Raw genomic sequence first — 12,527 nt, forward strand, 5'->3', positions numbered from 1 at the left:
ATGACAAAACTGACACTGGGGCCCATCGTCTATCACTGGTCTGCCGACAAACGCCGCGATTTCTACGCCCGCATTGCCGATGAGGCCCCGGTCGATGAGGTCTATCTGGGCGAAGTGATCTGCTCCAAGCGCGCGCCGTTCCATGAGCGCGACTTGCCTGAAACCATCGAGCGGCTGGAACGCGCGGGCAAAACGGTCGTGTTGTCCACGCTGGCCGAGGTGATGCTGAAACGCGAGCGCAAGGCAACCGGGGATATCGCCGCGATGGACGCGCCCGGGATCGAGATCAACAATGCCGCCGGGCTTTATGCCCGTGGCACCCGCCCGCACCGGATTGGCCCCTTCATGAACGCCTATAACGAGGCGACGATTGCCTGGATGGCAGGGCAGGGGGCGACCCATGTCAGCCTGCCGCCGGAGCTTCCCGGCCCCGCCATAGCCATCGCCACGCAGGCCGCGCGCGCACTGGGGCTGGGGGTGGAGGTGCAGGTGTTCGGCCGCGTCTCGCTGGCGGTCTCGGCGCGCTGCTATCACGCGCGCGCCCATGGCCGTACCAAGGACAACTGCCAGTTCGTCTGCGAGGAAGACCCCGACGGCATGCCGCTGCGCACCCGCGACGATGCGCCGATCCTGCGGGTGAACGGCATTCAGACACAATCTGAAAGCTATGTTAACCTCCTGCCTGAAACGGGGCGGCTGGTGGGCGATGGCGTGACGCATCTGCGGATCATGCCGCAGGATGTGGATATGGTGGGCGTGGCCCATCTGTTCCGCGCGGTGCTTGACGGCCAGCTGCCGGTGACTGAGGCCGAAGCGCGCCTGCACAGCCTTTGCGCGGGCACGGGTTTCAGCAACGGGTTCTACCATGGGCAGGCCGGATATCGCCGGATTGCCAGTGCCGCACCGGCATGAAGCCCACAGAAAGATACAAAGATGACCGCGACAACAGCCCAACAGATGCGCGCCTGGACCGGCCCCGCGATCCTGACCTATGGGTTCCGGCCGTTCTTTTTCGGGGCGGCGGTCTGGGCCGCCTTCGCAATGGCGCTCTGGGTGCCGATGCTTTCAGGGCATGTGGCATTGCCGACAGCGTTTGATCCGGTCAGCTGGCACGCGCATGAATTCCTCTATGGCTATCTGGGTGCGGTTGTGGCCGGGTTTTTGCTGACGGCTGTGCCGAACTGGACCGGGCGCCTGCCCATCGTCGGCTGGCGGCTGGGGGCGCTGTCGCTTGTCTGGCTGGCGGGTCGGCTGGCTGTTGCTGTCTCTGCCGGGTTGCCTGCCGGGGTGGTGGCAGCGGTTGATCTGTCCTTCCTTGCGGTGCTGGCGCTCGTCCTCGCGCGCGAAATTGTCGCGGGCAGGAACTGGCGCAACCTGATCGTGCTGGGCATGCTGGCGGTTTTCATCCTGGGCAACGGCCTGTTTCACTGGGAAGCCGCCCAAGGAGCCTATGCCGCACAGGGTGCGGGGCTCAGGCTTGGCCTTGGTGCCGGGATCATGATGATCGCGGTGATCGGCGGGCGCGTCGTGCCGTCTTTCACCCGGAACTGGCTGGTCAAGCAGCACCAGGGGGCATTGCCAGCGCCGCCGATGCAGACGTTCGACAAGCTGGCGCTGGTCGTGCTGGGTGCAGCGCTTCTGCTTTGGGTCGCGCTTCCGCTGAGCGCGGTGACGGGGGCGGCGCTGGCGCTGGCCGGGGTCTTGCACCTCCTGCGCCTCGCCCGCTGGGCGGGCCACCGGACACTGGCCGAGCCATTGGTGACGGTGCTGCATGTGGGTTATGCCTTTCTACCCCTCGGCGCACTCGCGCTTGCGGCAGAGATCCTTGCGCCGGGCACCTTCGGCACCTCGGGCGCGCAGCATCTGTGGATGGCGGGCGCGATCGGGCTGATGACGCTGGCGGTGATGACACGGGCCACGCTGGGCCATACCGGGCAGGCGCTGACCGCCGGGCCGGGAACGGTTGCGATCTACTGCGTCTTTGTCGTGGCGGTTCTCGCACGGGTCGCGGCGGGACTCTGGACTGAATTCTCGGGGGTACTGCATATGATCGCAGGCATCGGGTGGATCATGGCGTTTGGCGCGTTTGCCGTGATCTATGGCGCTCTTCTGCTGCGCATGCCTGCGGGCAAGAGCGTCTGAGGGGCGGGTTTCATGGCCTGGTCCGGGTTCATCATTGCCTATGTGGTTTTCTTCCTGTCGCATTCGCTGCCCGTGCGTCCGCCGCTTCGGCCTTGGTTGCAGCGGCGACTGGGGAGGGGCGGCTTCACGCTGGCCTATTCCGCGCTGTCGCTTGCCGTGCTGGCCTGGCTGATCGCCGCCGCCGGGCGCGCGCCCCATGTCCCGCTGTGGGATTGGGCGGCGTGGCAGGTGTATGTCCCGCTGACCATGATGCTGCCGGTCTGCCTGATCCTTGCGCTTTCCATCGCGCGGCCAAACCCGTTTTCCTTCGGCGGTGCGCGCAATGCGCGGTTTGATCCGATGCACCCGGGGATTGTCCGGTGGGCACGGCACCCGCTGCTTCTGGCGCTGGCGCTCTGGTCCGCAGCCCATGTCGTGCCGAACGGGGATCTGGCGCATGGGGTCCTGTTTGGCACCTTTGCGGTCTTCGCGGGTATTGGCGGGCGGCTCATCGACCGCCGCAAGAAACGCGAGATGGGGGCAGAATGGCACCGTTTGCGGTTGGCCGTCGCGCGCGCTCCGCTGTTTTCGTCCTCAGTCTCTGCGGTTCATATGCTGCGGCTGTCAGCGGGTGTGGCCCTCTATGCGGTGCTGATCTGGCTGCACCCGTTCCTGGTCGGGGTCAGCCCGCTGCCCTGAGGGTTTCAGGATGCGTGATCATCGATCAGCGGATTGGGCTTGGCGAAACGCTCCAGTTCGGCCTGATTGCCGATGGTGATGCGCGTGCCATGCACGGCCACCCCGTAGGGACCAAGGCCCTTGAAAGCCCTGCTCAGGTTTTCAGGCGTCATGCCGAGCACCGAGGCGAGGCGACGCTTCTCGAAATCGAGCTCAAAAGTTGCCCCTGCGCCCCGGCGCAACTGCTGCCGCAGAAGGTAGTTCGCCAGCCGCTCAAGCGAGGTTCTGAGCTTGAGATTCTTCTGTGACTTGACGACGGAGCGGTAGCACTGCGCAAGTTCGGTGACGATCGCGCGGGCAAAGTTGGCATCGACGGCGAAAATGGCGCGCACGTCCTGACTGGGGATAAGCACGATGCGGCTTTTCTCCAGCGTCCGCGCCGACATCAGGTAGGGGGCGTCGTTGATCGTGGCCGCCAGAATGAAGGTCGAAACCGGCCGCACAGTGGCCATGCTGGTCTCCCGGCCATTCCATTGCGCAAACAGATCGACCGATCCGGAAAGCACGACGTGCAGAAAATCGCTCGGCTCCCCTTCGGTTATCATTTCAATCTGCGGTGGGAAATTCTGCAGATAGGCGCCACGCATGAGCGCACGGAACTGGTCATCCGCCATGCGCGCGAAAAGGTCGAGCTTGCGGATTTCCGGGTACTCTGACTCGGGCATGATCTCTCCGATACCTGCTGACGGGTGCAGGGTAGCATTTGATAATTATCAAGCATAGGGCTGATCTGCACAGCCATATCCCTTGAGGAAACAGCATCGAAGGGATGATAAATTTCGCTAAGCCATTTATTTCATTAAGATTTATTCCTCAGCCTGATCTAGATCAAACAATCCGCGCGGCGCTGACAGCAGGTATGGCACTGATCCCCGCTCGGGGTTGCACATGCCATTTCCTGCCGGAGCCCTGCCATGCAGACCGTAGCCACCGCCTCGCACGCCGATCAGACGCGCGCCCTGAGCCTGAGCACCATCGCCTTCACCGCCTGTTTCGCGGTCTGGACGATCTTTTCCATCATCGGTGTCGCCATCAAGGCAGAGCTGGGTCTGAGTGACACCCAGTTCGGCCTGCTGGTGGCCACGCCCATTCTGACGGGTTCCATCACCCGCCTGTTCCTTGGTGTCTGGACCGAGAAATACGGCGGGCGCATCGTCTTCTCGGCGCAGATGATCCTGACCGCGCTCGCCACCTGGGCGCTGACGCTGGCCGACACCTATGTCATGTATCTGATCGCAGCCCTTGGCATCGGGCTTGCGGGCGGGTCTTTCATCATCGGTGTCGCCTATGTCAGCCGCTGGTATGACGCCGGGCAGCAGGGCACCGCCCTTGGCATTTTTGGTGCCGGGAACGTCGGCGCGGCGGTTACCAAGTTTGTCGCCCCCTTCATCATGGTCGCCTTTGGCTGGCACGGCGTGGCCTATGTCTGGGCGGCGGGGCTGGCGATCATCGGTGTGCTGTTTTTCCTTCTGGCCAAGGACGACCCCGAGCTGGTCGAGCGGCGCAAGACCGGGGCGAAGGCACCGTCGTTGGCCCAGCAGTTTGCGCCGCTCAAAAACCTGCAGGTCTGGCGCTTCTCGCTCTATTACTTCTTTGTCTTCGGTGCGTTTGTGGCGCTGGCGCTGTGGATGCCGCACTATCTGATCGACGTCTACAGCATTGATGTGCGCACGGCGGGGATGGCGGCGGCGTCGTTCAGCCTGTCGGCATCGCTATTTCGCGCCTATGGCGGCGTCTTGTCAGACAAGTTCGGCGCGCGCTCGGTCATGTACTGGACCTTCGGCTTTTCGCTGATCTTCCTGTTCATGCTGTCCTATCCGCCCACCGATTACATTATTCAGGGCAAGGACGGCCCGATCGCGTTTTCGACCAGCATGGGTCTGTGGCCCTTCATAGCCGTGCTGTTCGCGCTTGGCTTCTTCATGAGCCTTGGCAAGGCCGCCGTGTTCAAGCACATCCCGGTCTATTATCCGCGCCATGTCGGTGCGGTGGGTGGCCTTGTCGGCATGATCGGCGGGCTTGGCGGGTTCGCGCTGCCCATCGCGTTCGGCGCGCTGCTGGATCTGACCGGCATCTATACCTCCTGCTTCGCGCTGCTTTTCGTGCTGGTCGCCATTGCCTTGAGCTGGATGCACCTTTCCGTCCGCGCGATGGAACGTGCGGCGCATGGCGATGCGCTCGACCAACTGCCGCAACTGCCCGAGATGCAGGCCATCCATCACCCCGACCGCACCCTGATGCCGCGCGTGATCGAGGATTGGCGGCCGGAAGACGCGCAGTTCTGGGCGGAGAAAGGCCATGCCGTCGCCCGCCGCAACCTCTGGATCTCGATCCCGGCGCTGCTGCTGGCCTTTTCGGTCTGGATGGTCTGGTCAATGGTCGTGGCGCGCCTGCCTGCGATCGGCTTTGCCTTTGCGCCGGAACAGCTTTTCTGGCTCGCCGCCCTGCCAGCCCTCTCGGGGGCGACCCTGCGGATCTTCTATGGCTTCATGGTGCCGATCTTTGGCGGGCGGCTCTGGACAACGCTTTCGACCGCCTCGCTGCTGCTGCCCGCCATCGGCATCGGCTATGCCGTGCAGAACCCTGAAACCCCGTATTTCATCTTCCTTGTGCTGGCGCTGCTGTGCGGGCTGGGCGGGGCCAACTTTGCGTCAAGCATGGCCAATATCGGTTACTTCTTCCCGAAATCCGAAAAGGGCAATGCGCTGGCACTGAATGCCGGTCTTGGCAACCTTGGCGTCAGCGTCATGCAGTTTCTGGTGCCGCTGGTCATCACGCTCAGCGTATTCGGCGCCATGGGCGGTGCGCCGCAGGAACTGCCCGACGGCGGCCAGCTCTGGATGCAGAACGCAGGCTTTATCTGGGTGCCGTTCATTCTTGCGGCTACCATCGCGGCATGGTGGGGCATGAACGATATTGCCGATGCCAGGGCCAGCTTTGCCCAGCAATCGGTGATCTTCGGGCGCTCGCACAACTGGCTGATGTGCGTTCTCTATATCGGCACCTTTGGCAGCTTCATCGGCTATTCGGCGGGCTTCCCGCTCCTCAGCCGGATCGCGTTTCCTGAGATCAACGCGCTGCAATTCGTCTTCCTCGGGCCGCTGGTGGGTGCGCTGAGCCGCGCGGGCACCGGCTGGGTGTCTGACAGGTTCGGCGGCGGGCGCGTCACCTTCTGGGTGTTCGTGGGCATGATCGCCTCGGTCCTCGCGGTGATCCTGTCACTGCAGGCGGGCAGCTTTGCCGGGTTCTTCGCGGGCTTCATGGCGCTGTTCTTCTTCACCGGCGTCGGCAACGCGTCAACCTTCCAGATGATCCCGGTGATCATGGGCAAGGAGGTTCCGCGTCTCATGCCCCATCTGACCGGAACCGAGCGCGCGCGCCAGATCGCCATGGAATCGGGCGGGATTGTCGCTTTCACCAGCGCCATCGGGGCCTATGGCGGGTTCTTCATCCCCAAGGCCTATGGCTCCTCCATCGCCATGACCGGCAGCCCCATCGGCGCGCTGTGGCTGTTCCTCGCCTTCTACGTCCTTTGCCTCGCCATCACATGGCTCGTCTACACGCGCCCCGGCGGGTTGCTGCATGACATTGAGCATGCCCGCGCGGCACCGCTCGCTTCAACCCAGCCCGCACAATGACCCAACCGAATTTCCAGACACTCGAAAGGAAAGCAAGATGAGCCATCTGCTCGACAGACTGAACTTCTTCCAGAGCAAGGAGCTGGAGACCTTCTCGGACGGTTGGGGCCAGACCACCAACGAGAACCGCGACTGGGAGGACACCTACAGAAACCGCTGGCGCCATGACAAGGTCGTGCGGTCCACCCATGGGGTGAACTGCACCGGCTCCTGTTCATGGAAGATCTATGTCAAATCCGGCATCGTGACGTGGGAGACGCAGCAGACCGACTATCCGCGCACCCGCGCAGGCCTGCCCAACCATGAGCCGCGTGGTTGTGCGCGGGGCGCGTCTTACAGCTGGTATCTCTATTCCGCCAACCGCGTGAAGAACCCGCTGATCCGGGGCGCTTTGATGCGCGCATGGCGCCAGATGCGCGAAACAATGACGCCGGTTGCCGCCTGGGCGGCGATCCAGAACAATCCGGCCTTGCGCGCGTCTTATACCACAACCCGTGGCAAGGGTGGTTTCGTACGCGCCACATGGGATGAGGCGACCGAGATCATCGCCGCCGCCAACGCCTATACCGCCAAGGTCTGGGGCCCCGACCGGGTGTTCGGCTTCTCGCCGATCCCCGCCATGTCGATGGTCAGCTACGCCGCCGGGTCGCGTTACCTGTCGCTTCTGGGCGGCACCTGCATGTCCTTCTACGACTGGTATTGTGACCTTCCCCCCGCCAGCCCGCAGACGTGGGGCGAGCAGACCGATGTGCCGGAAAGCGCTGACTGGTACAACGCGGGCTTCCTGATGCTCTGGGGCTCGAACGTGCCGCAGACCCGCACGCCGGACGCGCATTTCTATACCGAGGTGCGCTATCGCGGCACCAAATCCGCCGTGGTCAGCCCCGACTATTCCGAGGCCGCCAAGTTCGGCGATATCTGGCTGAACCCGCAGGCGGGCACCGATGCGGCGCTGGCGATGGCGATGGGCCATGTCATCCTGCGCGAGTATCACCTTGACCGGCAGGCCCCCTATTTCGAGGATTACGCCCGCAAATACACCGACATGCCGATGTTGGTGCGTCTGGATGAAAAGGACGGCCACCTTGTGCCGGGCCGGATGCTGCGCGCTGAGGATTTTGACGGCAAGCTGGGTGAGACCAACAACCCGGACTGGAAAACCGTGGCCTATGACGAGGCCAGCGGGCAGGTCGTGGTGCCCAATGGCTCCATCGGCTTTCGCTGGGGCGAAGCGGGCAAGTGGAACCTTGAAGAGCGTGCGAAGGGCGCTGAGGCTAAGCTGCGCCTGAGCCAGATCCTTGACGGTGATCACGACGCGGTGGTTGGGGTCGACTTCCCCTATTTTGGCGGGGCCGCAACGGGTGATTTCGTGAAATGCGACCACCCCGAGGTGCTGACCCGCAACATCCCCGCCCGGCGTGTCACGCTGGCCGACGGCAAGGAGGCGCTGGTCGCCACGGTGTTCGACCTGTTCTGCGCCAATTATGGCCTTGACCGGGGTCTGGGCGGCGAATGGGTGTCGAAGGATTTCAACGACGACAGCCCGTACACCCCCGCATGGGCTGAAAAGATCACCGGCGTGGAGCGTGAGAAGATCATCGCGGTGGCACGGGAGTTTGCGGGCAATGCGGAAAAGACCCATGGCAAATCCATGGTCATCCTCGGTGCCGGGCTGAACCACTGGTACCACATGGACATGGCCTATCGCGGCATCATCAACATGCTGGTGATGTGCGGTTGCATCGGGCAGGAGGGGGGCGGCTGGTCGCATTATGTGGGGCAGGAAAAACTGCGCCCGCAGACCGGCTGGCAGCCGCTGGCCTTTGCGCTGGACTGGAGCCGCCCGCCACGGCAGATGAATTCAACCTCCGCCTGGTATGCCCACACCGACCAGTGGCGCTACGAGACGCTGAGCGCAGGCGAGATTCTGTCGCCGACCGCGCCCGAAGGCGACTGGGATATTTCCCTGATCGACTACAACATCCGTGCCGAGCGGATGGGCTGGCTGCCCTCCGCGCCCCAATTGAAAACCAACCCGCTTGAGGTGGCGAAGGCCGCCAAAGCGGCTGGAAAGGACATTCCTGCCTATGTCGCCGAACAGCTGAAATCCGGCGCTCTTAAGATGTCGTGCGAAGACCCGGATGCGCCGGAAAACTGGCCGCGCAACCTTTTCGTCTGGCGCTCCAACCTGCTGGGGTCATCCGGCAAGGGGCATGAATACTTCCTCAAGCACCTGCTGGGAACCGATCACGGGGTAATGGGCAAGGATCTGGGCGAGGAAGGCGGCGTGATGCCGGTTGAGGCCGTCTGGCATGACGAGGCGCCGAAGGGCAAGCTTGACCTTTTGGTAACCATCGACTTCCGCATGTCCACCACCTGCGTCTATTCCGATATCGTGCTGCCCACGGCCAGCTGGTATGAGAAGGACGATCTGAATACATCCGATATGCACCCGTTCATCCACCCGCTTCAGGCGGCGGTGAACCCGGCGTATGAGTCGAAATCCGACTGGGAGATCTTCAAGTCGATCGCCCGGAAATTCTCGGAAGTCGCGCCCGAGGTGCTGGGGGTGGAGACCGATATCGTCCAACTGCCGCTGCTCCACGACACACCGGGCGAGCTGGCGCAGGCGCATGTCCGCGACTGGAAGAAGGGCGAGTGCGATCTGATCCCCGGAAAAACGGCGCCGAACTACATTGCGGTCGAGCGGGATTATCCTAACCTTTACAAGAAGTTCACCTCGGTCGGCCCGCTGCTGGAAAAGCTGGGCAACGGCGGCAAGGGCATCAACTGGGATACGAAAGTTGAGGTGAAGCACCTGCGCGATCTCAACGGGGTCGTGCTGGATGAGGGTGTCTCGAAAGGCCACGCGAAGCTGGAAACCGCGATTGATGCCTGCGAGATGATCCTGATGCTGGCGCCCGAAACCAACGGCGAAGTGGCTGTCAGGGCGTGGCAGGAGCTGGAAAAACCCACGGGCCGCCATCACGCCCATCTTGCCGAGGGTGCGCACCACACCAAAATCCGCTTCCGCGATATCGCCGCCCAGCCGCGCAAGATCATCTCCTCGCCCACATGGTCAGGGATTGAAAGCGAAGAGGTCTGCTATAACGCGGGCTATACCAATGTGCATGAACTGATCCCCTGGCGCACCCTGACGGGCCGCCAGCAGCTCTATCAGGATCACCTGTGGATGCGTGCCTTTGGCGAAGGCTTCGTCAGCTACCGCCCGCCGGTGGACCTGAAAACCATCACCAAGGCCGTCAACAACGACGCGGCTGAGGGTAGCCCGCATGTGGTGCTGAACTTCATCACGCCGCACCAGAAATGGGGTATCCATTCGACCTATACCGACAACCTGCTGATGCTGACGCTGAACAGGGGCGGGCCGGTCGTCTGGATGTCTGAAATCGACGCAGCCAAGGCAGGCCTTGTCGATAACGACTGGGTGGAAGCCTACAACATCAACGGCGCGCTGACCGCGCGGGTGGTGGTGTCGCAGCGCATCAAGCAGGGCACGCTGTTCATGTATCACGCGCAGGAGAAAATCGTGAACACGCCCGGGTCGGAAAAGACCGGGCATCGCGGTGGTATCCATAACTCGGTCACGCGCACCACGCTCAAGCCCACGCATATGATCGGCGGTTATGCGCAGCTCAGTTACGGGTTCAACTATTACGGCACCGTCGGCTCGAACCGCGATGAGTTCGTCATCGTCCGCAAGATGAAAAACATCGACTGGCTTGATCAGCCCGCAACCCGGAAAGTGGAGGCAGCGGAATGAAAGTACGTGCGCAAATCGGCAAGGTTCTGAACCTCGACAAATGCATCGGGTGTCACACCTGCTCGGTCACCTGCAAGAATGTCTGGACCTCCCGCGAGGGCGTTGAATACGCGTGGTTCAACAACGTCGAAACCAAGCCCGGCACCGGCTATCCCACCGACTGGGAGAACCAGAAACGCTGGAACGGCGGCTGGGCGCGCTCAAAGTCAGGCAAGTTGCACCCCAAACAGGGCAGCAAATGGCGCATTCTGGCGAACCTGTTCGCCAACCCCGACCTGCCCGAGATCGACGATTATTACGAGCCGTTCGATTTCGACTATGACCACCTGAAATCGGCCCCCGACATGGACCATTTCCCCACCGCGCGCCCCCGGTCCAAGATCACCGGCGAGCGGATGGAGAAAATCGAGAAGGGGCCGAACTGGGAAGAAATCCTCGGCGGCGAATTCTCGAAACGCTCACAGGACTATAATTTCGAGAATATTCAGAAGCAGATCTATGGAGAGTATGAAAATACCTTCATGATGTATCTGCCGCGCCTGTGCGAACATTGCCTCAACCCGACCTGCTCGGCCGCCTGCCCCTCGGGCGCGATCTACAAGCGCGAGGAAGATGGCATCGTGCTGATCGATCAGGAGAAATGCCGGGGCTGGCGGATGTGCATTTCGGGCTGTCCCTACAAGAAAATCTACTACAACTGGGAAAGCGGCAAATCCGAGAAATGCACCTTCTGCTATCCGCGTATTGAGTCCGGCCAGCCAACGGTCTGTTCGGAAACCTGCGTGGGGCGCATCCGCTATCTGGGCGTGATCCTCTATGACGCCGACAAGATCGAGGCGGCTGCCAGTTCCGAGCGCGAAACCGACCTCTACGGCGCGCAGCTTGACGTGTTCCTTGATCCCAACGACCCCGAGGTGATTGCCGCCGCTCGCCGCGACGGTATCCCCGAGGACTGGATCGAATCCGCCAAGGTCAGCCCGATCTGGAAGATGGCGATGGAGTGGAAGGTGGCCTTCCCGCTGCACCCCGAATACCGCACCCTGCCGATGGTCTGGTACATCCCGCCGCTGTCGCCGATCCAGAACGCCGCACAGGCAGGGCAGATCGCGATGAGCGATCAGATGCCCGATGTGCGGTCCCTGCGCATTCCGGTGCAGTATCTGGCCAACATGCTGACGGCGGGCGACGAGGAACCCATCGTTCACGCGCTGGAGCGTATGTCGGCGATGCGCCTCTATATGCGGGCGCTGACGGTGGATGGCGTGCGCGACGAGGGCATCGCCGCGCGCGTCGGCATGTCAGGCCGGATGATCGAGGATATGTACAAGATCATGGCGATTGCCGATTACGAGGACCGCTTCGCCATCCCCACCGCGCACCGCGAACAGAACGAGGAAGGCGCCGACATTCGCGGCGGCTGCGGGTTCACCGATGGCAACGGCTGTTCCAGCGGCGACACCGGCAAGACCAGCATGTTCGGCGGCAAGAAGAAAAGCTTTGCCCTGCCACTGGAGTCATTCTGATGATGGACCGCACACTCAAGGCATTGTCGCTGATCCTGAGCTATCCGACGGGCGAGCATCAGGAGGCCATGCCGGAAATCGGCGCGGTGTTCAGCGCCGATCAACGCCTGTCCCCCGCGACGCGGGACGCCCTGCGCGCGCTCACTGAGGGGCTGGGGCAGGGCGATCTGTATGATCTGCAGGAGAGCTATGTCATGCTCTTTGACCGCTCGCGCACGCTTTCGCTCAACCTGTTCGAGCATGTCCACGGCGAAAGCCGGGACCGGGGCGGCGCGATGGTCAGCCTGATCGAAACCTACCGTACAGGCGGGTTCGAGCCCGCCACCTCTGAGCTGCCGGACCATCTGCCGGTGCTGCTGGAATTCCTGTCGACGCGTCCACCGGCAGAGGTTCAGGAAATACTGGCGGATGCGGCGCATATTTTTGATACGCTCGACACCCGGCTGGTGCGGCGCGAAAGCGCATATGCGAGCGCCTTCGCGGCACTTTCCCAACTGGCAGGCGCTCAGGCCGACGCCGAGGCCGTGGCCGGGATGCTGGCCCTGCCTGACGACGACCCGACCGACCTTACCGCCCTCGATGCGGTGTGGGAAGAAACCGAAGTCACCTTCGGCCCCGATCCGAATGCCGGATGCCCGCAGGTGCGCGACATGCTGGCCACCATGGACCGGCCGCTCACCCCTGCACCCGCACCGTCGCAAGCCGCTGAATAGGAGTAGACAT

At 62.8% G+C, this 12,527-nt stretch carries 8 protein-coding genes; 7 read left to right on the forward strand and 1 reads right to left on the reverse strand.

The window, feature by feature from the left end; all coding sequences use genetic code 11:
• Genes ubiV through V7Q53_RS01475 form a run of 3 tightly spaced genes read left to right on the forward strand, consistent with a single transcriptional unit; the run spans window position 1 to window position 2,820 of the window.
• The gene (gene ubiV / locus V7Q53_RS01465; RefSeq protein WP_333826589.1) at window positions 1-912 is read left to right on the forward strand and encodes a ubiquinone anaerobic biosynthesis protein UbiV; all 912 of its coding nucleotides are present in this window, start codon (window positions 1-3) and stop codon (window positions 910-912) included.
• 21 nt (window positions 913-933) lie between these two features.
• Window positions 934-2,142, forward strand: a complete 1,209-nt coding sequence (locus V7Q53_RS01470) for an NnrS family protein (protein ID WP_333826590.1) — start codon at window positions 934-936, stop codon at window positions 2,140-2,142.
• A gap of 12 nt (window positions 2,143-2,154) precedes the next feature.
• Window positions 2,155-2,820: an NnrU family protein gene (locus tag V7Q53_RS01475; RefSeq protein ID WP_333826591.1), complete on the forward strand. Its 666-nt coding sequence runs from the start codon at window positions 2,155-2,157 to the stop codon at window positions 2,818-2,820.
• A 5-nt stretch (window positions 2,821-2,825) separates the two neighbouring features.
• On the opposite strand, the gene V7Q53_RS01480 is transcribed toward V7Q53_RS01475, so the two are convergent.
• Window positions 2,826-3,524: a cyclic nucleotide-binding domain-containing protein gene (locus V7Q53_RS01480; RefSeq protein ID WP_333826592.1), complete on the reverse strand. Its 699-nt coding sequence runs from the start codon at window positions 3,522-3,524 to the stop codon at window positions 2,826-2,828.
• A 249-nt stretch (window positions 3,525-3,773) separates the two neighbouring features.
• On the opposite strand from V7Q53_RS01480, the gene V7Q53_RS01485 reads away from it, so the two are divergent.
• The 4 genes from V7Q53_RS01485 to narJ are packed head-to-tail and all read left to right on the forward strand — an operon-like array spanning window position 3,774 to window position 12,517.
• Complete coding sequence (locus V7Q53_RS01485; RefSeq protein WP_333826593.1) at window positions 3,774-6,497, forward strand: nitrate/nitrite transporter; 2,724 nt, start codon at window positions 3,774-3,776, stop codon at window positions 6,495-6,497.
• A 37-nt stretch (window positions 6,498-6,534) separates the two neighbouring features.
• Window positions 6,535-10,281, forward strand: a complete 3,747-nt coding sequence (locus tag V7Q53_RS01490; RefSeq protein ID WP_333826594.1) for a nitrate reductase subunit alpha — start codon at window positions 6,535-6,537, stop codon at window positions 10,279-10,281.
• Window positions 10,278-11,804 carry a nitrate reductase subunit beta gene (gene narH, locus V7Q53_RS01495; protein ID WP_333826595.1) on the forward strand — a complete coding sequence of 509 codons (1,527 nt, stop codon included), beginning with the start codon at window positions 10,278-10,280 and terminating at the stop codon, window positions 11,802-11,804. Before V7Q53_RS01490 ends, narH begins: the two co-directional genes overlap by 4 nt.
• A gap of 2 nt (window positions 11,805-11,806) precedes the next feature.
• Window positions 11,807-12,517 (forward strand): nitrate reductase molybdenum cofactor assembly chaperone, encoded by a 711-nt coding sequence (gene narJ, locus V7Q53_RS01500; RefSeq protein ID WP_333826685.1) that lies wholly within the window; start codon window positions 11,807-11,809, stop codon window positions 12,515-12,517.
• Window positions 12,518-12,527: the final 10 nt, after the last annotated feature.

Source organism: Pararhodobacter sp., from assembly GCF_036802785.1.
In the GTDB taxonomy this organism is placed as follows: domain Bacteria; phylum Pseudomonadota; class Alphaproteobacteria; order Rhodobacterales; family Rhodobacteraceae; genus Pararhodobacter.